The sequence below is a fragment of the Candidatus Hydrogenedentota bacterium genome (assembly GCA_035450225.1).
GTDB lineage: Bacteria > Hydrogenedentota > Hydrogenedentia > Hydrogenedentales > SLHB01 > DSVR01.
The window spans coordinates 37,272-60,193 of record DAOTMJ010000027.1 but is presented as its reverse complement, the minus strand read 5'-3'; the positions used below and the strand labels follow the sequence as shown (position 1 = coordinate 60,193).

Annotated in this window: 14 protein-coding genes; 6 read left to right on the top strand and 8 right to left on the bottom strand. The window is 61.2% G+C overall.

The window, feature by feature from the left end; all coding sequences use genetic code 11:
* Position 1 precedes the first annotated feature (1 nt).
* A complete protein-coding gene (locus P5540_14040; protein HRT65937.1) occupies positions 2-3,994 on the bottom strand; it encodes a hypothetical protein in 3,993 nt (1,330 codons plus the stop codon).
* 353 nt (positions 3,995-4,347) lie between these two features.
* On the opposite strand from P5540_14040, the gene P5540_14035 reads away from it, so the two are divergent.
* Positions 4,348-4,866 (top strand): ankyrin repeat domain-containing protein, encoded by a 519-nt coding sequence (locus P5540_14035; protein ID HRT65936.1) that lies wholly within the window; start codon positions 4,348-4,350, stop codon positions 4,864-4,866.
* A gap of 28 nt (positions 4,867-4,894) precedes the next feature.
* On the opposite strand, the gene P5540_14030 is transcribed toward P5540_14035, so the two are convergent.
* The 6 genes from P5540_14030 to P5540_14005 all read right to left on the bottom strand — a co-directional run bounded on the left by P5540_14030 (position 4,895) and on the right by P5540_14005 (position 11,871).
* Positions 4,895-5,590, bottom strand: a complete 696-nt coding sequence (locus tag P5540_14030; GenBank protein HRT65935.1) for an ABC transporter ATP-binding protein — start codon at positions 5,588-5,590, stop codon at positions 4,895-4,897.
* A complete protein-coding gene (locus tag P5540_14025; GenBank protein ID HRT65934.1) occupies positions 5,587-6,945 on the bottom strand; it encodes an efflux RND transporter periplasmic adaptor subunit in 1,359 nt (452 codons plus the stop codon). Before P5540_14025 ends, P5540_14030 begins: the two co-directional genes overlap by 4 nt.
* A gap of 404 nt (positions 6,946-7,349) precedes the next feature.
* Positions 7,350-8,510 carry an ABC transporter permease gene (locus P5540_14020; protein HRT65933.1) on the bottom strand — a complete coding sequence of 387 codons (1,161 nt, stop codon included), beginning with the start codon at positions 8,508-8,510 and terminating at the stop codon, positions 7,350-7,352.
* A gap of 119 nt (positions 8,511-8,629) precedes the next feature.
* Complete coding sequence (locus P5540_14015) at positions 8,630-9,769, bottom strand: ABC transporter permease (GenBank protein ID HRT65932.1); 1,140 nt, start codon at positions 9,767-9,769, stop codon at positions 8,630-8,632.
* A gap of 31 nt (positions 9,770-9,800) precedes the next feature.
* Positions 9,801-10,355, bottom strand: a complete 555-nt coding sequence (gene rfbC, locus P5540_14010; protein ID HRT65931.1) for a dTDP-4-dehydrorhamnose 3,5-epimerase — start codon at positions 10,353-10,355, stop codon at positions 9,801-9,803.
* 31 nt (positions 10,356-10,386) lie between these two features.
* On the bottom strand, positions 10,387-11,871 hold the full coding sequence (locus P5540_14005) for a DUF2961 domain-containing protein (GenBank protein HRT65930.1): 1,485 nt from the start codon (positions 11,869-11,871) through the stop codon (positions 10,387-10,389).
* A gap of 129 nt (positions 11,872-12,000) precedes the next feature.
* Here P5540_14005 and P5540_14000 point away from each other — a divergent pair, with 129 nt between their 5' ends.
* Complete coding sequence (locus P5540_14000; GenBank protein HRT65929.1) at positions 12,001-13,023, top strand: hypothetical protein; 1,023 nt, start codon at positions 12,001-12,003, stop codon at positions 13,021-13,023.
* Between the two features lie 223 nt (positions 13,024-13,246).
* Entirely contained in the window at positions 13,247-14,980 is a 1,734-nt protein-coding gene (locus tag P5540_13995; protein ID HRT65928.1) for an N-acetylmuramoyl-L-alanine amidase, read from the top strand.
* Positions 14,981-15,047: 67 nt separating this feature from the next.
* Here the strand turns inward: P5540_13995 and P5540_13990 are convergent, their stop codons facing one another.
* Positions 15,048-16,352, bottom strand: coding sequence for an ABC transporter substrate-binding protein (locus P5540_13990; protein HRT65927.1), 1,305 nt, complete (start codon positions 16,350-16,352; stop codon positions 15,048-15,050).
* Positions 16,353-17,323: 971 nt separating this feature from the next.
* Here P5540_13990 and P5540_13985 point away from each other — a divergent pair.
* The 3 genes from P5540_13985 to P5540_13975 are packed head-to-tail and all read left to right on the top strand — an operon-like array spanning position 17,324 to position 22,889.
* Positions 17,324-18,229 (top strand): response regulator, encoded by a 906-nt coding sequence (locus tag P5540_13985; protein ID HRT65926.1) that lies wholly within the window; start codon positions 17,324-17,326, stop codon positions 18,227-18,229.
* Entirely contained in the window at positions 18,226-18,459 is a 234-nt protein-coding gene (locus tag P5540_13980) for a hypothetical protein (GenBank protein ID HRT65925.1), read from the top strand. Before P5540_13985 ends, P5540_13980 begins: the two co-directional genes overlap by 4 nt.
* On the top strand, positions 18,435-22,889 hold the full coding sequence (locus tag P5540_13975) for a GAF domain-containing protein (GenBank protein ID HRT65924.1): 4,455 nt from the start codon (positions 18,435-18,437) through the stop codon (positions 22,887-22,889). The genes P5540_13980 and P5540_13975 overlap by 25 nt, the downstream gene beginning before the upstream one ends.
* The last annotated feature ends 33 nt before the right edge of the window (positions 22,890-22,922 follow it).

Sequence of the window (22,922 nt, the reverse complement as noted above, 5' to 3'; positions counted from 1 at the left end):
GTCAGGGGGTGATTTCGCATTTGGGCATGTCGTATTTGAGCAGGGTCATCCCTTCCTGCGAAACCTTCGTCCCCGAAATGGTCAGCCGGCGCAAACCGGTCAGTTTTTTCACGTGCGGAAGGACCGCGTTGGTAATCGCGCAATCCGTCACGCTCAGCGATTCGAGCAACGGAAAATGGTTTATCACGGAAAATCCCTCGTCGGTCATTTTGAGGCCGGCCAGGCTGAGTTCGCGCAGGTTGGAAAGGTTCGCGAGGTGCTTCAACCCCGCATCCGTCACGCCGCTCGAATTGACATCGAGCCGTCTTAGTCCGGTCATGCCGGCCAGCGAAGCCATGCTGACGTCGGTCACATCGTTGCCGATAAGCACAAGCGTGTGCAGGGCATCGGGGCCAAGGGGAACCAGCGGCGACAGGTCCTTGCTGTCGCTCTGATTCACGACCAGTTTAACGACTTTCCCCGCCGGAATCGTGATGGTGCGTTCGGCGCGCCCTATCGGTTTCCATGGTTTGGCGCCCGTGGCATTCCAATCGCGTTCGAACAACTGGCCCATCGAACGGTTGTTGGGAAACACCAATGTGCGCTGCCCCTGCGGCTTGTCCGCTTCCGGCAACACGGGCGCTGCGGGTTTTTCGTCCACCACCGGCGCCGGTTCGGCGGGCGGTGGGATCGGCTCCGGCGTCAGGGAAGGCGTTGTCGCGACGATGGGCGCGGAAACCGGTTCGGAGGGCGCCCGTCCTTTCAACAGGAGGTATCCTCCGCCCGCAACAACCAGCACGAGAAAAGCGGCGGCAAGGGCAAGCCATAGGCCCCGGCGCGCGGGCGCTTCGGCGGGATGGGATTCAGGCGGCGGCGTGTAACTCCGTGGACCCGCCGGTGGGACAGCCTCCGGTTTTTTCTCCAGTTGGTCGCGGAGGCGTTCCAATTCGGCTTGCGCCTTGTCCAGTTCTTCCGCTTTGGCGTTCTGCGCGGCGCGCAAAGCTTCCATTTGTTGTACCAGGCGTTCCTCGTCGTCCGATCCTTTGGCTGCTTCACCGTGAAGCCGGTCCAGCTCCCGCTGCATGGCCGCCACGGCCGCATCCTGTTCGGATCGATCGCGCCGGGCGGCCGCCAGCGCCTCTTCCTGCGCCTGCAGCGATTGGCGGAGGGTTTCGAGTTCCGCGCGCGCCCGTTCGAGTTCTTTCGATTTGGCCTGCTCGCGGCTTTGAATCTGTTGAAGGTCTTCCATCAGGGATTGTTCGGACGCCGAGGCATTCCGGGTTTGCGCGCGCAGTTGCGTTAGTTCCTGCTGAAGGGATTCGGTAATTTTTTCCTGTTCGAGGCGGCTGTGTTCGGCGGCGGCGGCGGCCTTTTCCCGTTCCATAAGCGAAGCGCGCAACGTTTCCAATTCCGCGCGGGCCTCGTCCAGCGCCTTCGATTTGGCGTCGCCGTTCGATCGCAGTTGTTCGATTTCCGCAAGCAAGCCACGCTCGAAATCGGACGCGCGGGCTGTCGAGGCGCGCAAGCCCTCCAATTCCTGCCGGAGCGCCGCCATGGCCTGCGCCTGTTCGGATTGGCCGCGCCGCGCTTCGGCAATCGCCTCTTCGCGGGCGTTCAGCGTGCCCTTCAGCGTTTCCAGTTCGGCGCGGGCCTCGTCCAGCGCCTGCGACTTGGCGTCGCCCTGCGCGCGCAGTTGATCCAGTTCGGCCCGCAGTCCTTCCTCGGAACTGGAGGCCTTCGCGGCTTGGCCGCGCAGCGCATTCAATTCCTCGCGCAGCACCGCCATGGCCTGTTCATGTTCGGCGCTGCTGCGCATGGCCGCCGCCACGGCGTCTTCGCGCGCCGCAAGCGACTCCTTGAGCGCGGCCAGTTCGTTGCGGGCTTGTTCCAGTTCCCCGCTTTTTGCCTGCTCGTTGGCGCGCAGTTGTTCGATCTCCGCCATCAACGCCTGTTCCGAACTCGACGCATCGGCCGCATGCGTGTGCAATTCCTCGAGTTCGCGGCGCAGTGCGGCCAATTCGCGCTCCTGTTCCTGCCGGCTGTGCACGGCCGCGCCGATGGCGCTTTCCCGTTCGGCCAATGCCGCCCGGAGTTGCTCAAGTTCCGATCGCGCGTCGCCCAGCGCGTGCGATTTTTCGCTTTCGTTCGTGCGCAACTGCTCGACTTCCGACACGAGCCGCTGCTCGGACGACGCCGCCTTTTCGGCCAGCGCGCGGGTCTTGGCGAGGTCGCGTTGCAGCGCGGCAATGGCCTCCTCGCTCTCGGTATTGCTCTGAATCGCTGCGGTGACGGCGGCTTCCTGCCGGCGCACCGTCTGTTCCAGCGATTCGAGATTCTTGCGGGCGTCTTCAAGTTCACGCGATTTCGCGCGCTCATTGGTGCGCAGTTGTTCAATTTCGGCCAGCAGGCGCCGTTCGGAATCGGCCGCCTTGCGCGTCCGTTCCTGCACACTGTCGAGTTCCGCCCGCAACGCCGCCATTTGCCGTTCGTGCTCGGCATTCCTGCGCTCGGCCTCGGCCACGGCCGCCTCGCGTTCGCGCAGGGCCCCGCGCACGCTTTCCAGTTCGGCCCGCGCCGCCTCGAGCAGTTGCGCCTTGCCCGTCTCGTTGGCGCGCAACTGTTCCACCTCGCGCAACAGGGCTTCCTGCGCGTTGGCCGCGCCCGCCGCCTGATTCCGCAGTCCCTGGACTTCCCGATTCAACGCCTCAAGCAACCGTTCCCGCTCGGCATTCTTGCGCTCGGCCTCGGCAATGGCCGTTTCGCGTTCCGCCAACGCGTGTTTGAGCGCGTCCAGTTCGGCGCGCGCGCCCTCGAGCAGTTGCGACTTGGCCGTTTCCGTGGCCCGCAGTTGATCCACTTCGTCCCGGAGGCGTTCCTCGGATTCCGTGGCCTGTAGGGCGCGCGATTTCAGCGAGCCGAGTTCCTGCTGCAATGCGGCCATTGCCCGTTCGCGTTCCGCGTTCTTGCGCTCGGCCTCGGCAATGGCGGCTTCGCGATCCTGAAGGGCTGTCTTGAGCGATTCGAGTTCCAACCGCGCATTTTCAAGCGCCTTGGCCTTGGCCGCCTCGTTCGTGCGGAGCGACTCGACTTCCGCCGCCAGCGCCTGCTCGGATCGGGCTGCATCCCCCGCCTGATTGCGCAGGCCGTCCATTTCACCGCGAAGCCGGGCCAGCACTTCCTCGCGCTCCGCGCTTCGGCGTTCCGCTTCGGCAATGGCGGCCTCGCGCTCGCTAAGCGTCTGCATAAGTTGTTGCAACTCGCCGCGCGCGTGTTCGAGCGCCTCCGATTTGGCGCGTTCGTTGGCGCGCACCTGTTCGAGTTCCGCCGACAGCGCCTGTTCCGACGATACGGTGCGACGGGCCTGTTCGCCGAGGGCCGCCAGTTCGGATTGAAGCAAGGCAACCTGGGCTTCGCGCTCGGCGTTGCTGCGTTCGGCCGCCGCCAAGGCCTCTTCGCGCGCCTCGAGCGACTGCCGAAGCGCTTCCTGTTCGCGGCGGGCTTCCTCGAGGGCCTTCTTCTTCGCCTCATCCTCCGCGCGCAAACGCTCGACTTCGGAGGCGAGTTGTCGCTCGGAATCCGACGCTTCCTCGGCCATGCCGCGCACGAGTTGCAGTTCGCGGCGCAAGGATTCGACGACCTGCTGCAATTGCTCGCGATCGTCCCGCGCGGGTTTGGGTTTGGGTTTGAGTTTGTCCCGGAGCGCGGCGATCGGCTGTTCGAGCGCCTCCAGCACCATCTGCCAATGGTCCAACTGTTCCGCGCTCAGCAGATCGCGCATCGCGGCGCAGTCTTCCTGCGCCTCGCGGACGCGCGCGAGCGCCGTTTCGCAACAGACCGCGGCTTCGTCGTTCCGGCCCAACGCAGCCAAATGCTGCGCGCGAAGCGAAAGCAGCGGAATATTGCCCGGAACCAGCGGTTCGAGTTCACCAATGACGGCCAACGCGCCCTCATGCTGTCCCTGCTGCTTCAGCACAGCCAGCGCATGGCATTTCTCGTCAACCCACTGGAGATTCATGGTCCGGATTCCTCGTGCGCACAGATTAGCACAGCAAGCGCCCCGATGTCAGATCCGCCCCCAACGTTCAAGGACAAAAGGTCAAGTTGGAGAATCTGACGGGCGAAAAGCCGTTTTTGCCAGCCGATTTCCGGTTTGCTTTTTCAGAAGCGGCAGTCCTTTGTCATTTTGACGAATCCGGACGCGGTTCCGGTTCGGTTTTACTGGATTTTGCCGGTATTTTCACCCGGTTTTCCCGGCATGGCGGTTGCTCTCTTTCATGCAAAGAGTGTCACTGGGCGCGACCGGGACGCGGAACCCGGACACCCTCGGGACCCAACACAGTAGATTGTGTGAACCCGGAGGAACGGAAAATGACGAATACATGGCTGAACACGATGGACGATGCGTTCGAGACGCCTTTGAGCCGCGCAGAACACAGCAACCACGGCGTTCTGACGTCCTTGATGCTTCAGCTGGAACGGGCGGACCGCGAAAGCGGGCTGGCCGGTTCGAGTCTGCTGCATCGTTCGGCGGCCTTGGGTTTGGGCCGCGTGGTCGAAGCGTTGTTGTCGGAAAACGTGGATCCCGACTTGCGCGATTCGATCGGAGAGACGCCGCTTCACAAGGCCGCCCGAAATGGGCACAGCGATATTGCGCGGATGCTCCTCGATGCCGGCGCCAACGCGAACGCCGCATGCGTGCAGGGCTTGACGCCGCTGCATTGGGCCGCGATCACCGGCAACGCGGCGATAACGGATCTCTTGCTCGACGCGTGCGCCGATCCGCTGGTCCCGGCGCCTTATCTCGACGGTTTGACGCCCCTGGCGCTTGCCCGCATCATGGGATACGGGGCCGTTTCGCGGCGCCTGGCCGGATTGGCCGTCGCGTAAATCCACCTGTTGCATGGGAATTGCCGGATCAGGGCAGCATTTCGCCCTTATCGAGGTGGCGGATGACGGTTGCGTGGGTCGAGGCTTTCGGATCGTGCGTGACCATGATGATGGTCTTGCCGAAATCGCGGTTGAGTTTCCGCAGGATGCTCAACACGTCTTCGGCGGAACGGGCGTCGAGGTCGCCGGTCGGCTCGTCGGCAAATATGAGATCCGGATCGGTCACGAGCGCGCGGGCAATCGCCACGCGCTGCTCCTGCCCGCCGGACAGTTGGCGCGGGTAATGCGTCATGCGATCGCCGAGACCGACAATGTCGAGCGCCGTCCGCACATGTTCGGCGCGTTCCTTCCGGGACAGATCGGTGAGAAGCAGCGGCATTTCCACGTTTTCAAACGCCGTCAGCACGGGAATCAGGTTGAACGACTGGAAGATGAAGCCGATGTGATCGCTCCGCCATTCGGAAAGTTCGTCTTCGCCCAGATCGCCGATGTCGCGGCCCAACACCCAACATTCGCCGCTCGTCGGGCGGTCAATACCGGCGAGAATGTGCAGCAACGTTGACTTTCCCGATCCCGACGGACCCATCAACGACAAGAATTCCCCCGCCTGCACATCCAAATCTATATTGTCCAGCGCCACCACCTCCGCCTCGCCGTGGACAAATACTTTCCGCAGACCGCGAATCTGGATAATCGGCCGGCCCGGCCTTCCCGTGTCGTTCATTTTTCAGCCACCGCGACGTGCGCGCCGTCCGCGATCTTGTCCATCGGTCCCGTGATGACAATTTCCGATCCCGAAAGCCCCTCTTCGATCCCGACGCCGTTTTCACCTTCCGGGCCGGTCTTGACCGGCACGGCCTTGGCCCGGCCTTCGGAGAGGACATACACCACGGGATCCGGGCCGGTTCGGACCACGGCGGATCTTGGAACCCGGAGGCGGGGCCGCGCCTCGACGCCCTGCGCGTCGGCGGGCGGTTCGCCCAGGAACGTCACGCGCGCGTTGAATTCGGTCTTGACCGCGCTGTCCGGATTCGTCAACCGGACCTTGATTTGGACGGCGCCTTTCTGGCGATCCGCCTGCGGCGAAATTTCGTCCACTTCACCGTCGAACACGCGATCCGGTACCGAATCGAGCCGGATCTCCGCCTTCTGGCCCAGCGCCACTTTCGATATTTCGCTCTCGTTCAGATCCACCTCGACCTGCAAGTCGCCGAGATTCGCCATCGAGACGACCGAGTTCTTGGCGCCGCGCGTGCCGCCGAAATTCATGTTTGTCACGAGTTCGCCCTGTTCCGCCAGTTTTTCGAGGATGGTCCCGTCCATGGGCGCGCGGATAATCGTGTAATCCAGTTCCGTTTTGGCGGCCTCGACGTTCGCTTCGGCCTGCCGCAACTGCGCCTGCGCCGCTTCGATCGTTTCGCGCCGCGGACCGATCCGGACCAGTTCAGCCTGCTTGCGATCGGCATCGAGGCGCGCTTGGGCCATGTCGCGCGCGGCGCGGGCACGATCCAGTTCCTGCCGCGCGATCGCGCCCTGCCTTTCGAGCGCCTCGATTCGGCGCAAATCGAGGACGGCGTTGCGCAGCGAAGCTTCCGACGAAGCCACCGCCGCTTCGGCCGCCGCAATTTCCTGCGGACGCGACCCGGTTTCGAGTTCCGCCAGGCGGGCCTTGATGGCCTCGACCTGGGCCTCCGCCGCCTGCAATCGCGCCCGGTACTCCGCGTCGTCAATGGTCAGCAGCACGTCGCCCTGCCTGACCGTGTCGCCGCGCTTTACACGGATGTCCTGAATGCGTCCGATGATCTTGGAACTGACCTCGACCTTGTGTCTCGGAACCACATAGCCGCTCGCCGTAACCAGCGCCGGTCCCCGGCCCGAACCGGCCGTCTCGACTTCCACCCGCGCCGTCGTAACCGTTAGGGGCGCGGACCATTTCCCATACGCGAGAACACCGCCCGCACAAACCACCGCCGCGGCAAGCACGGCCCAAACCCGCCGCCCGCGATTGCGCCGCGCCCGCTTGCGTTCCTTGTCAATCCGTAACTTCGACAGTTCACTGTCCAGATTCGCGCCGTCCATCAAACACCTTCACTTCTTCGACCACTCCCACCAACACGCAGTACTCTACACTGTTGGACGTGTGCATGTATAGACTTCATACCCGAAGAATTACCGAAGGCCGTTACACGCAAATGCCGCTTGGCGGGTGAAGACCGTCCGCGTTTTTCAGCATGGCGCGTTCGTTCAAACGTAGACGCGGCATCCTTGCCGCATCCCGGTGGCGAAGCACAAGAGTCTGGAAGACTCTTCTACCATTACCACAGACGCGGAATCCTCCGGGGAAACGTGCGCCGCCGGACAGGCTGGACAACCTGTCCCACGCCTTTTTTGCGGACAGGCTCGACAGCCTGTCCCACGCCTTTTTCGCACACGTTCAGGAATGTGACAGAAGGACGCGAGGCCTTTTGTCGAACCAGCGGTCGCTACACCTGCCGGAGGGCGGCAAGGACGGGCTGGCGGGAAGCGGACCATGCGGGGAGGAATCCGCCGAAAAGACCCATGAATGCGGCGAAGACCATGCCTCGCAACATCAGTTGCGGGGTGATGGTGAAGTGGAAGGTGATCTCGGTAAAGGAGTCGAAGTTGGTCGTGCCGGTGGCGAGTCCGTTGATGGGCAGGGCGGCGATGCAGCCCACGGCGCCGCCGATCAGCGCAAGGCAGACGGATTCGATCAGAAAACTGGCCAACACCGCCGCGGGGGTGAATCCGAGGATGCGCAGCGTGCCGATTTCGCGGACGCGGTTGGCAACGTTGGCGTACATCGTGTTCATGCCGGCGAAACACGCGCCAATGGCCATGGTGAACGCGAGGAACATCGCGAACGCGCGCACGGGCCGGGCGGTCTTGGTCTGTTCGGCGTAGTAGGCGGCCTCGTCTTTCGCCATGAGTTTCAGGCGGGGATCTTTGTCAACGTAGTCCTTGATGCGCTGGACGGCGTCCTCGTCGCGTGCGCGGACGACCACCGTGCTGTACCGTTCCCGGTCGAATTCCTGCATGATTTCGCGGGCGTCCGCCCACACTTCCGAATCGTAGGCCGTGCCGCGTGCGTCGAAAATGCCGACAATGGTGAAATGGCCGCGTCCGAGCCGGGGCGTGTCGCCCAATCGGAAGCCCTGGAACCGGTTGGAAATCGTACGGGCGACGATGGCCTCGCGCAGTCCCGGACGAAACATGCGTCCCTCGACGATTCGGACGTCCGGCCGCAGGACGAAGGCCATCCGCTCGACGCCGCGTATCTGGAGGTTGGTCATTTTCCCGTTGTATCGCGGCTTGTTCACCATGGCAAGGATTTCGGGCGCGGTGATGGTGTCGCCGTTCTCGTCCGTGGCAACGCCCGGCACGCCACGGGCGATCCGGTATTGTTCCATGCCGATCTCGCTCTGGCCCTCGGCCTGCACGCCCGACCGCATGATGATGACGTTGAGCGGATTGGCCGTCGTGGTCAGGGCGCGTTCGATGCCTTGTGCGAGCGACATCACGATGATGAACGTCGCCACGACGAGGGCGAATGTCGCGGCGGTAATCATCGTGCCGCGCCAGCGCGCCGCCAAGTACCGGATGTTGTATTTGATGGGGATAAGCATGTTGTCCTTGACAAGGAGTTAGGAGTTGGGAGTTGGAAATCGCCATCTTGACTTCTGACCAGCAACCGCCCATCACCAACCACTGACTCCCGAATTTCTTCCATTGTTTATTCCATTGTTTATTCCAATTGCCGCATGGCGCTTGTAATGGGGGTATTCGTGGCTTGCCATCCGGGCAAAAGACCGGAGATCAAGCCGATCGCAATGCCGGCGGCCAGTACCGAGAGATACGCGGACAGGCTTGGATCGAATTTGGGGATGAAACCCTGGGTGATCCGGTCCAGATCGATCAATCGCAGCGATTCGCCCAGCGCGATGCCCATGCCCGTGCCCGCCAGCGCGACGAAGATCGCCTCCGCGACGACCAGCGCCATGACGGTCCAGCGCGAGAAGCCGATCGTGCGCAGAATGGCCACCTCGCGCAACCGTTCGCGCACGCTCATCGCCATGGTGCTCACCGATACCAGCAGCATCGTGAACACCACCACGCCCGCGACCGACAGGATAATCAGTTGTATGTTGCCGAGCATGGAGACGAATCCGAGGACGAACGCCTTTTCGGTTTGCGTCCTCGTTTCGGCGGGCGTGTTGCGAAACATGGCGTCAATGGCCTCGCTCACGAGCGGCACCGAGGCCGCGTCCGCCACCTTAATGACGTAGGATCCCGCTTGGTTGAGGCCGCCCATGGCCTCGTTGAAGTAGTCGTAATGAAAATACAGCATGTTCTGGGTGATGGGCGCGGTAAACGATCCCACGATTTTCAGATCGAGGTCCACCGGAAAGATGTTGCCGTTCAACGTGAACCGGTCGCCGATCTTCCATCCGTACCGCCGCATCAGATCCTCGCCCGCGACGGCGGCGGTGCGATCCGCGATGAATGCCGCGACCTGTTCGGGCGCGATTTTCTGTTCGGAATAGATTTCCCAAATGGCCTTGGGATCCGTCGCGAAATTGGCGAACTGGTAATTGGGATCGCGGTATGTGCCGTTGAACCATTGGAGCGGCGCGGCATGGGTCACGTTCGGAACGCGCTTGATTTTGTCCAGATACGAAATCGGCATCATGTCCGCGAGCGACGTGGTGCGGATCGTCAGCAGGCGCAGCGCGGAGTCGTCTTCAATCACCGGGTTCAACAGCATCCCCATGAAGGTGAGGAGGATCATCAAAAGAAACAGCGAGAAGCCGATGCTCAGCATCGTCAGCGCCGTGCGCCGCTTGTTGCGCAACGCGTTTCGCCAGACAAAGCGTCTCAAATTCATTTTCGCCGTCCTTCAGGGAAGCGTTCCCGTTTCAGAACGTGAAATTGTATTCTGCATCCGCGAACAGGGGCGCCTGCGCGTCCTTGTTCGACACGACCGTCGGCGCGAGGGGCCACGCGATGCCCAGCGCCGGATCGTTGTATCGCAGGGCGCGCTCCGCCTCCGGGGCGTGCATGCCGCTGCATTTGTAGTAGACCATCGTGTCGTCTTCCAGCGCCACGAACCCGTGCGCGAACCCGGACGGCAGCCACAGCCAGCGGTTGTCGCCTTCCTTCAGCGTGGCGGCGAAATGACGGCCGAACGTGGGCGATCCCCTGCGCAAGTCCACGCCGACATCGTATACCGCGCCTTTGATCGCCCGAACGAGTTTTCCCATGCCGTGCGGTTCCAACTGATAATGCAGTCCGCGCATGGTCCCCTTGACGGACAGGCTCAGGTTGTCCTGCACGAAGCGTTCGGCGAAACCGGCCTCGCGCCAGATGACGGCTGAATACGTTTCGGAAAAAAAACCACGTTCGTCGTGGAAACATCCCGTCTCGATGAACAACACACCCGGAAAATCCGTTTCCTGGATTTTGATCGGCATCGGCATTTCGCAACCCTCCCGTCTTTTGCCGTTACATGCGCGAGATGCGATAACAATCAAGGCCGGCCATGAAGCCTTGTGACGCGTCATTCTTGCCGGTAATGCGTAATTCCATCGTGTTCGCGCCGGCTTTGAGCGTGATCGGAAATTCGATCTTGCGCCGCACGACGCCGCCCGCGTCGTAGCCGTCCCACGCCGCCGCCTTTTCGCCGTTCACCCACAGTTCGCACGTCCCGTAATCCGGCGCTCCCGTGTACCAAAGTTCGACCTTGTAGGCGCCTGCGTCGGATTCCCCGGCCGGAGGGACCGGGATGGCGTAGTTCTTCGGCGCGTCCGGGCGGAACCAGAGATGGCTGCCGTTGCTCCACTCCCCGCCGTAACCGCCCATCGGCTGCACAACCACCTCTTCCGCGCCGATTGCGGTTGCCAGTTCCTCCGCTTCCGTGGCGCCGGCCTCGCCGTGTACCGTCGCCTCGCCCGGCAGCCGTTCATCCGGGGCCGGCAGCGGCGGGAACGGCACATGCGGCTCGGTCTGGTACCAATACGCGACCGACGAGAAGTCGTCGTTTCGATCGTTTGCATGGCCGTGTTCGATGGTCACACGAATATCGGTCGTGAACGGAACGGGATCGGCCAGGTGATAGCGGTAGACGTTCCACAACGCGTTGCGCGCGTGTTCCCCGCGTAGCGGGCAGCCGAAATACGGGTTGCTGAACGCGGGGCCGTAACACCACGCGCCGCAGAAGTAATCCTCGGATCCCGTGCCGTGCAGGGCGGGCTTCTCGCTGCCGTCCACATAGATCATGTCGTCCCCCTCGCCCCACCATCCGTCCGCGCGGTTGTGGATCGAAAGGTTGCAGCCCACGTAATGCCCGCGCCCTTTCGCTTCCACCAACAGGTAGTTCTGGCCCGGCGTGCAGGGGTATTCCTGCCGGTATTGCGCATGGAAACAGGCGGCGTCCGCCATCGGCCTCTTGTATTGCTCGTAGTCCACGTAATAGTAAAATGCGCCGCACGCGACCGGGCCGTCGTTCGTCACCGTCACCCGCGCCCCATTCGCGAAGGGCATCCGCCAGAAACAATTCAGGGCATGGCTCGTTCCAATCTGAATCGGCAGGCAGTCGTACTGGTAATATTTGCCGTGGCCCAGCCCGAAAAAGTCGCCGATTGGCGACTCGACCGACGGATGCTCCTCGCCGTCCCAATACATCCGCAGAACGAGGTTTTTAAGGTGCCTCGGATCGTCCGATGCGATCGTCACCCAAATGTGCGTAATTGCGCCCGCTCCTTCGATAAGGGCCATCGGCCGCGTTTCGCCCGGCTGAATGGGCCAGTCTTGGCGCCCGTCGGCGTTTCCGCCCGACGGATCGAAACTCGATTGGCGGGCCGCCGTGAAATCCTTCAGCAGCGGCAGATTGCCCAACAATCCGCCGCCGAGATCCCCGCGCGCCGCGGCGCCCGAAACGATACCTATCCATCCCGCAACCAGCACGGCCAAAGCGACATAACGATTCATCGGAAAAGCCTCCACGTAGTGTTCATGCCCATCGTTATGCTATCACCCGCGCATCGCGCGAAACAAGGAATGGAGAAGCCGTTTCCTGTACAATGACCGCGGCCAACAACCGATTCAGGAATGCTGCCTATGTCCAAAAGAAAGAAAGCGCCGGACGCTCGCCGGATACGCGGCGGAATCCACGACGCGGCCGGTCCGCGGATTCAGTGGTTGAATCTTGTGCCGATGCTGGATTTCTGGGGCCGTGAAATCCAGCGGTTTTACAAACTGGAAACGCTGGCCAGCGCGACGGAATGGTCCTTGCGTGGCCCGGACCGCTTCATCCTTCCCACTATCCAGGACGTGATGGGCCCCTCGGCGGTGACCTCGCTCGTATTCGAGTTGTTTCAGGAGGGGAAATATCAGTTGATTTTCCGGCTGCAGGCGTTCAACGCGAAACGGAAACGGTTCGTGTTTGGATTCGTCGTGGCCAAGCACGAGGGCGCATACAGCGACGTGGCCCGCGCGGAACACGCCAACCTGCGCCTGCTGCATGAACGCGCGCCGAACTGGATTGTGCGCCCGTTCCGCGGCGGCCCCATCTTCCTGCCGGACCGGCACCACCGCAAGGATCGCGGGCGCGAAGTGTACGCCTATCTCACGCAATGGCTTTCCGGGTATCACGAATTGGGCGTCAACCGCGACCTCCAATTCTTCATCAACGTCGCCAAACCACACACCTTCACCCTCGCGCAAACGGAGGAATTGAAGGCCAGGATGGTGGAAATCATCGCGCGCACCTATGACGCCGAACGCCGCGACGGTATGGACATGCCCCAGGTGGCTTCGGGCGATTTCGTGGTGACACCGCCCTCCCCCGGTCCCCTGAAACTGAAACTCATCGCATGCCGCCGTCTCGCGCGCCACCTTACGCCCGCCCGGCTGGTCCATCGCATCGCTTCGACGACGTGGGACTGGGGCGGCAAATCGTTCCGCATCGCACCGGCCGAATTACCCGCGCTTTACGAAGGCCTTGCCAGGGCGCGGGGAAAAGAGGAAGCCCGCGCATGGATGGACGCCTGCCGCGCGGCCATCGAGGAAGGCCGGCTGCCGATTGTGGAACCATGGTCCCTCGAGGATTGGAAAACCGCGTCCGGCAAATCAAATCCGTAGCGGACGCACGCATTTCTCGCCCCTGCGGCGACGATTGGACGAAACACCGTGTCGTCTGTGTCATGCCTTGTCTCCTGTTTTTCCATCAAGAAAATGTCGGCGCCGTAGACGCGGCATCTTGCCGCGTTCTTTACAATCCAATCCGGGGCCACATACAACCTGTTGTGTTCCAAAAAATAATAGGCTACAATCCATCGTTGTAAAGGATAAGAGGGAGCCTTTTGTGCGGGTATACGCTTTTTGTCTGGTCGTGGCGTTGTGCGCGGTGGAAGCGCACGGGGGCGAACCTGTCTACGCGCCGGTCGAACCGGGCTTGGTGGGCGTGTTGCGCGATGGCCGTCAATTGTTTGCCGAATGCCGTCCGCCGAAAGGCGCGGATCCGGCGGCCTTTTTCGCCCGATACCTTTCCAATCCGCAGGATGCGCAACGATACAAGGACCGCGTGGCGGTTGCTCTTCGTTTCGATCAGTTGAACGGGGAAACGCGGCGGAAGGTTCTGTTGTCCATTTTCAGGCAGGACACCGTGGACGAAACGGGCTGGTGGCATACGGTGTTGTGCGAAGGGCGCGAGGGCCAAGAATCACTCTGGGCGCTGTGCGAATGGGTGACGGGCAAAGGCACGAATTATCGCGTGGTCATGGCGGACAAGCGCAATCACGCGGCGAACACCGTGCTGGAAAAGGGGCAACGTGTTTTGATTCCCGCCGAACTGCTGCTCGACGTAATGAAGGCGCAAGCCGACGCAAAATCCGCCGGAACCACCGGCGACACGGCCCGGGCGTCCGAAGAGGCGCCCGCAAACCTGGACGCGCTGGCCGCGGAACTTACCTACGGTTCGGATGCCCAAGGACCCTATGCCGTCTATCGCCTGAAGTCCGGCGAGGCGCTGTATACGGCCGTCGTCGTGCGCTTCACGGATATCCAGGGCCATAACGCCGTCTTGGAAGCCTGCGACGTCATCCAACGCCGCAGCGGCATCAAGGATGTGCGCGACATGCAGGCCGGCCAGAAAATTCTGATTCCCCTCGACATGTTGTCCAACCGCTACAAGCCCCGGGGAGACAAGGACCGCCAGGAATACGACGAGACCATCGTCGAAGCGAAGCGGCTGCGCAAGGACCGCCTGCGTTCGAAGGACCTTCAGGGCGTCGTGGTCGTGCTGGATGCCGGACACGGCGGACGCGACCGCGGCGCCGAACATGCCGCCTCCGGATTATACGAATACGCCATCAACTATGACATCGTGTGCCGCGTGAAACAATTACTGGAAACAAAAACGCAAGCGAAAGTGTACGTCACCACGAAGGATTTGAAACGCGGCTATGCGACAAGCGACGCGCGGCGGTTCTCGCCCGACAATCGCGTGGTGGTGTTGACGACTCCCCATTATGAAAACGAGGACGCGAAAATTTCGGCGAATTTGCGCTGGTACCTTGCAAACGCCATCTTTCGCGCCGAAACCGCAAAAGGCGTCGAACCCCGCAAAATGATCTTCACGAGTTTTCATACCGACGCCCTGTTCGACGGACGCCTGCGCGGGACGATGATCTACCTGCCCGGCGCGAATTACCGCCGCCCGCGCGAGGAACCCGGCGGCGGCATTTACGATCGCTTCAGGGAGGCACGGGAATGCCGCGCCGTGACCTTCAGCGCGGCGGAACGCCGGCGCGACGAGGCCTTGTCGCGCAATCTCGCCGAGGACGTCATGGAGTCCCTGGGCAAGAAACGCATCCGCCGCCACCTGGAAGGCGATTGGATCCGTTCACAAATCCGGCAGGACGGAGGGCGCGTTTACGTGCCCGCCGTGTTGCGCAATACCCAAATCCCGACCAAAATCCTCATCGAATCCGCCAACATCACCAACGAAATTGACCGGAAAAACTTGGCGGATCCCTCGTGGCGGCAGACATTCGCCGAAGCCTACGTGGATGCGCTCCGGACCTATTTCGGCTCCTGATTCGCCACGGATAACGGGAACGGCAACCCGCAGCACGCCGTGCCGATGGCGAAACGCGCGCGGGTCTTCACGTCCCTTTTCGGGCGCTGTCCCATTCGGCGTCGAGCGCCTTGAGCAACTTATTGACGTCGCGTTCGCCGGCGACGATTTCCTGCATGATCCTTGCCAGGATAAGCGTCATGGTGGGCGGGGGCAAATCGTCGAGCGCGACATGGTATCCCAGCGTCGTGCCATACTTGTTCAGGTTCGCCTGCATGTCGTCAATGAGACGCTGCGCGGGGGGCCAATCGCTCCTCGGTCCCTTGACGGGCACTTTGGCGGCCTCGGCGAACTGGCACTCGCCGTCCAGGAACAACTGGTAGACCTCCGGATCGTAGAACAGTTCCATGGCGGACATGGCCTTTTCGAGTTTTTCGCCCGTCGCGGAGGTCGTGACGGCCCACCCCGATTGCATGCCGGATGTCCGTATGAAGACCGGAGGCCGTCCGACAAGCGACGGCACGGGCCAGTACGCCATGTCGAAATCCACCTTGTTCGGCTCGATGTCGCCGGCCATCCAGCAACCCATCATCCACGTCGCGCCCTTGCCGCCGTAGAACGCGCGCTGCTCCTCGTTGTACCCGTCGCTGAGCGCGCCCTTGTCAACGTACTTTTCGACGAGCCGGATCATTGTCTCCATGATCTTCGGCATGATCGGGTCCGTTGCAAACGAGATTTCCCCCTTGTCGCGGCGAATCGTCCACGACGGCGTCCCGGCTTCCGGCGTCGTGGCGCGATCGTACAGATCCGACGCGATGGCGTAGAACAGCGGCATCGAGGCCGGCCATTCGCGCCCGCCGAACACCAGCGGCTTATAACCCTTCGCCCTGAGTTGGTCGAACGCGGCGAACCACGCATCCCACGTCGCGGGCGGTTCCGTCACGCCGATGTCGTCCCACATCTTTTTATTGACGACGATGCCTTGCAATTGGAGGCCGCACTGCGTGTTGTACCGTTTGCCCTTGTACGCGGCGGGCAAGGCGATGCCGAACTTTTCGTAATAACTGTCGGGAAGGGGAACCAGGTGCCCGCCGTCGGCGAGGAAATTCGTCATTTCCCACGTCATGACGATTTCCGGCAGATCGTCCGTCGCAATGCGGGATTTATAATATTCCGTTCCTTCCATGTTGCCGAGATCGATCAATTCCATGATCCAGCCGGGGTTCTTCTTCTCAAAGGCCGCCTTCCACCCGTCGAAATGCCGGCGAAACCCCTCGCGCCCGCCGATGTTCCGCGTCACGCGGATTACGTTCGCGTCCTTCGATACGCCGCAGCCGCAGCCGACCGCCAACGCCAGCAGGCCCATTGCCAATAACGCGCTAAAAATCCTCAAGAGTCTATCCATTTTCGGACCCATCGCGAGCGAGGGGGCAGGCCGCCACGCGCACATACGCCTTTTCACCGGGCGGACAGGCGCCCGACTCCGCAAAATCCCCGTCGTGCGCGGCGATAACACCTGCGCCCACCGGCACGGGATACCGTTTGCGGCCCCGTCAAGGACCACTGTCTCGATGTGAACGATGTTCCATTCCGCCCACTTGCCGGAATGTCATGATCGCAACGATAGTACCACTGTCCGGACAAATCCGCAAAACCGCGCGCCTAATCCGAATCTCTCACAACCGCAAGGATCGCAAGGATCACAAAAGTGTACGAATGAACGAATTACGCGCGTGGAAAAGGGGCTTCTGTTCGTGACGGATGGTTCGTCACATCATCCCTTCTGATACCGCGCGCAACACGCAGGGGTCTTGGGCCATCGCGAGGCTTCCACGCGATCCATGCATTCTTTGTGGTGAGAATTTCGGGCTCATAACGGGTTCAGACTCGCCAACACGCCTGAAAGCGGCAAGATGCCGATCGGCATTTTGTATTTCAGCAAGCCGATTTGGAAATCGGCGTTACATTCTGAGACGTTCACGACTTCGAGAACACGGTAGCCTCAAGGCGTTTATACTTTTTTCAGAATCGGTCGAATGAGACGGCGTTCGGCACGAAATCCCGGAGGGACGGTCTTTTGGCTTTCTTCCGGATCTTCTCAAACCATCCCTACAGGACTCACCGGTCCGGTGTACGACCTCATTTGACGGGTATCCTCATCGGTCATGCACAAAGTCCAGGTATCAGGATTTTTCTGATACCCAACCGCCGGCGTTTATTGTATAGTATAGTATTGCTTGATGAGCGGCCGGACGGCTGCCATCCGGCGCCATTGCAAAGCAGGACGGCGCAACGCCGTGTGTGCGCGCGCGGTGGCGTGGCCGGCAACGGAAACGAAAGCGGTTCCATGGAGCATTCGGAAAAATGACAACCCAAGCGACCTGTAAACTGCTCTTCGCCGGCGCGTCCGCCGAAACGATGCACGGCGCCATCGAACATCACGCGGGCTTCGACCTGAAGTGGACCGTGAACGAAACCGGCGAGATGCTGCGTCTAACGGAACAGGAACATCCGGACATGGTGATTCTGTCCCACGGAATGGCCCGGGCAAACCTTGTGCCGTCCATACGGGCGCTCGTCGAACGGTCGCCGGCCACGAGGATCCTCGTGATTTCGCGGCACAACGACAGCCGTCTCGCGTTGCGCGCCTTCATGGCGGGCGCGTCGGGTTTCATGATCGAAGACCGCGCCTTCGAGGAACTGCCGGCGGCTTTGGAAACGATCCGGGCCGGAGAAAACTATCTCAGCCCCGGCATCGCCGGCGAGGACGACGCAACGGACAACGGGGATTTAGCGCCGCCTCCGGAGGACGCCGGCGCCGCCGACGGGCGGGTTCCGGCGCTCTGGCGCAAGGCGGGGGATCGGCTGGCCGCCCGCCCGCCCCGCGCACTGGTCGTGGACGACGAGGAGGCGATCCGCAAGGCGTTCACGACTCTGCTCGAACAGGCCGGCTGCCGGGTCGTCCCGGCGGCCACGGCCGACGAGGCCATCGCGGAAATGAAACGGGAAGCGCCCGACATCGCGTTCGTGGATCTCGTCATGCCGGGCGGCTCCGGCGTGCAGGTCATCCGCGCGATTCGCGAACTCGACGACACCTTGCCGGTCATCGTCGTCACGGGTTATCCGGACAGCGAATTGATGGACCAAACGATGAACTATTCGCCCCTGTTCGTGCTGGCGAAACCGATCCGCATGAAACCCCTCCTCGACGCCGCGCGCAGCGCCCTCGCCGGACGCAACGCCCTGCGCCTCGCGGAGAACCGGCCATGATCGATCCCGTGCGGCGGCCCGACGCGACAACGGCGCCTGTTCACAACGCTATAGCCGTCTTCTGCATTACCACCCATGAAATCGAGGATCGCGGTTACTTCACGGAAGAAGCGATCGCCTATTTTCCGGGGATCCCTTTTCGCAACAAACTGGACTTCAACCGTTACGTGCTTATGAAAGGCGTTCCAAGGGAAAGGCTTTTTTCATGGCATACGCAAATACAATCCTGATCGTCGGTCACGACTCGGAACCGATGCAATTTCTCTCGAATATCCTTGTTTCGGAAGGATTTTCGGTGCAAACAGTATCCAGCGGGGAGGAAGCGTTACGGATAACGTCCACGTATAGTCCTGGCCTGATGGCAATCGAAACGGACCTGCCGGACATGAGCGGACTCGAAGTATGCCGCCGCCTGAAGAATCGCAAGGAAACGCGCGACATCCCCGTTGTGTTCCTTGCTTCGGCCGGGCGCAACATCGAGGCCGCGGAAATCGAAGAGGGATTTCGCTTGGGCGCGGTGGACTGCATCACCATGCCGTTCGATGGCAGGGAATGTGTCGCCCGCATACGGTCGCATTTCGAACAAGGCCGGATCATGGCCCTCTCAAGGGAAGGCGAGGCACGGTACCGGGCTATCTTCGAAAACATGGCGGCTGCTTGTTGCCTCGACCAAATCGTCTACAAAGACGGACGGGCGGTGGATTACCGGATTCTCGACGTGAATCCCGCCTATGAACGCATCACCGGCCTGTCCAGGGATCGCGCCGCGGGATCCCTGGCCTCCGAACTGTATGGAACGGGATCGGCCCCCTTTCTCGATATCTACACACGTGTTGCGGAAACGGGCGAAGCCGCTTCTTTCGAGAGTTTTTTCCCTCCCATCGGAAAACATCTCGCCATAACCGCGGGAAGCCCGGCCAAAGGGTTTTTTTCCACCGTATTTTTAGACATCACCGATAAAAAACGGACGGAAGAAACCTTGCGGCAAACCTTGTCCGAACTGGCCCTGCAAAAGGGCATTGCCGACGTCCTGTTGACGCATCCGGGCGACGAGGCCTACGCGGACGTCCTGGAACTAATCCTGCGGCACACAGGAAGCCCGCTGGGCTTGTTCGGTTACATCAACGACAACGGCGATCTGGTCTGTCCCTCGCTTACCCGTCATGTTTGGGATTGTTGCCAGGTTCGGGACAAAACCTTCGTGTTTCCGCGCGCGGCATGGGGCGGTCTTTGGGGGCAATCCCTGTTGGAAAAACGGACCCTGCGAACCAATGCGCCGTTGCATCCGCCATCCGGTCATGTGTCGTTGACGAGGTGCATTGCGGTTCCCATTTTCTTTGAAGACGAACTGTTTGGATTGATTGTCGTGGCGAACAAGGAGACGGAATACGATGAAACCGACGAAAGCCGGATGGAATCCGTCGCTTCCTACCTGGCGCCTTTGATCTCCATTCGCCGGACGCGCGAACGAGTCGAGGAACAGAACCAACGAAATATGCAGCGCCTGAAAGTACTGGCGGACATTCTGCAATATCGCGCCGAAAACCGGCAGGATTTCCTCGATTATGCGCTGGAAAAGGCCATCGGCCTGACCGAAAGCAAGATCGGATATATCTACTTCTATGATGAGGAGCGCAGGCAGTTCGAGCTAAACACCTGGTCAAAGGATGTGATGAAGGAATGCGCCGTCATCAATCCCCAGACCTGCTACGAACTGGACAAGACGGGTATCTGGGGCGAGGCCGTCCGCCAGCGGAAGCCGATCCTCGTCAACGATTTTCAGGCCGATCACCCCTTGAAAAAGGGCTATCCCGAAGGTCATGTCAGGCTCACGCGATTCCTGGCCGTCCCCATTTTCCACCAGGACCGGATTGTCGCCGTGGTCGGTATTGCCAACAAATCCACGGACTACACCGAAACGGACATCCTGGAATTGACCCTTCTGATGGAAGCGGTCTGGAAATCGGCCGAAACGGTGCGCGGCGAAGAGGCCCTGCGCCGCATCGAATGGCTGCTGACGAAAAAGCCCCCCACGGCCGACGACCCGTATGCGCCGCTCTACGGGGATCTTACCGAATTGAACGAGAACGGATTGATCCGGTCGTCCGTGGGGAAGGACATGCTGCTCGATATCGTTTCGGAATATCTGGATCTGTTGGGCACGTCCGCGGCCGTGTACGAGAAGAATGGCGATTATGCCCTGGGCATATTGTCTTCTGGTTGGTGCCAATTCATGGATAACGCATCGCGGCAGCTGTGCGGCACGGACGACAACCGCGTCGCATTGGCTTGCGGCAAATGGCTATGCCACGAATCCTGCTGGGAAAGCGCATCGCGGGCGTCCATGGCATCCGGCGGCCCCGTGGATATCGAATGCGCCGGCGGGATTCACGTGTACGCCGTTCCGGTAAAGGCCGGCGATGAAATTGTCGGTTCCATCAACGTCGGCTACGGCGACCCGCCCCGCGATCCCGCGAAACTGGCTGAACTCGCCGCGGCCTACGGTGTCAGCCATGAAGAATTGCTGGAACGCGCCAAAGCCTATGAATCGCGTCCCCCGTTTATCATCGAGATGGCCAAGCGCCGGCTGGAAGCCTCGGCCCGCCTGATCGGGGAAATGGTTGACCGCAGGCGGCTTGAAGAAAAACTTTTTGTCCAGGAACAACAACATCGCGCCTTGGCAAAACTCGCCAAAGCCGCCTTGGAAAACAACGACTTACAATCGTTGTTCGACAAGGCGGTTGTCCAACTCGCCGAAATAGTGGGAACAGAATATAGTAAAATCCTGGAATTGCTTCCCGATGGCCGTGCACTGCTGCTGCGCGCCGGAATCGGGTGGAAGGAGGGGCTTGTCGGAAAGGCCACCGTTGGAACGGACTTGGATTCGCAAGCCGGATTCACGCTCAAGAGCAGAACACCCGTCATTGTGGACGATCTGCGTTCGGAAACGCGTTTCAAGGGCCCGCCCCTGCTTCGCGATCACGGAGTGGTCAGCGGCATCAGCGTGATTATCGGCAAGCAGGAAGCACCTTGGGGCGTGCTCGGCCTGCATACCCGGCAACGGCGATCGTTCACAAACGACGATGTGCTTTTCGTGCAAGCGGTGGCCGATATCCTGGCCGAAGCGGTAAACCGGGTCCGCGCCGAAGAAGAGGCGGCCCGGATCGGCCAACAATGGCAGAAGACCTTCGATTCGACCCACGACGCCATCTGGATTTTGGATTCCACCCAAAAAATACTGCGATGCAATAATCCTACCTATCGGATTTTCGGTCTGAAGCCCGAAGAATTGGCGGGCAAGCATTGCTGGGACGTCGTCCACGGCACAGACGCTCCAATTGCGGAATGCCCAATACTTCGGGCACGCACAAGCCTGCGGCGTGAAACCATGGAATTGCAAATAGGCACATCATGGTACGAAATCACCGTGGATCCGATTGTGGATGCCGATGGCCGTTTCAATGGCGCGATTCATATGATTGCCGAGATCACCGATCGCAAACAGATGCAGGAACAGTTGATACAGGCGCAGAAGATGGAGGCGGTGGGTCAGTTGGCCGGCGGCGTGGCGCACGATTTCAACAACCTCCTGCAGGGGATCGTGGGATACAACCAGATGATACTCGACCACCTGCCGGAGGGAGACAGACTGGGCGAATTCGCCGAGGAAGTGGCCAAGGCCGCCGAACGCGCCGCGGGCCTGACCCGGCAACTGCTGGCCTTCAGCCGCCGGCAGGTCCTCGAAATGGAGGACCTCGACCTCAACGAGGTCGTCGAAAATATCATGAAAATAATTCGCCGGGTAATCGGCGAACATATTCGCTTAAGCATTATTCCCGGTCACCGCCTGGGCACGGTCCACGCCGACCGCGGCCAGATGGAGCAGGTGTTGATGAACCTGTGCGTCAACGCGCGCGACGCCATGCCCGACGGCGGCGAGTTGACCATCGAAACGGAGAATGTCGTGTTCGACAGCGACTACTGCGCGACGCACGCATGGGCCGTTCCGGGACGGTATGTGCTGCTGAGCGTCACCGATACCGGCCACGGCATGGAAGCCGAGACCCGAAAGCATATCTTCGAGCCGTTCTTCACCACCAAGGAATTGGGCAAGGGCACGGGGCTGGGACTGGCCACCGTTTACGGCATCGTCCGGCAGCACCAAGGCATGATCCAGACGTACAGCGAAGTGGGCAAGGGCTCCACATTCAAGATCTACCTGCCGATCGTCGAACGGGCGGCTTCGAAAATCGGCGCCAAGATCGAACAGCGGGCCGGCGGCGGCAACGAAACCATCCTGCTGGCCGAAGACGACGAAATAGTCCGCAACCTCGCCGCGCGCATCCTCGAAAAAGCGGGGTACACGGTCCAGACGGCGGTCAACGGCATGGATGCGCTCCGCGTATTTCGCGAAAGCAAAGAAAAGATAGATCTCGTGCTGGCGGACGTGGTCATGCCGGAACTCGGCGGCAAGGGACTCTACGAGGCGCTACACAAGGACCATCCGGACCTGCGGTTCCTCTTTTCGAGCGGATACAGCGTAAACGCCGTCCACACGAACTTCGTGCTGCACGACGGCACACAATTGATCCAGAAACCGTATTCGCCCGAGGCGCTGCTGCGGAAAATCAGGGAATTGTTGGAGAGTAGGAGTCCGTAGTCGGGAGTTGGTGGATGGCGGCTGGTGTGAGGT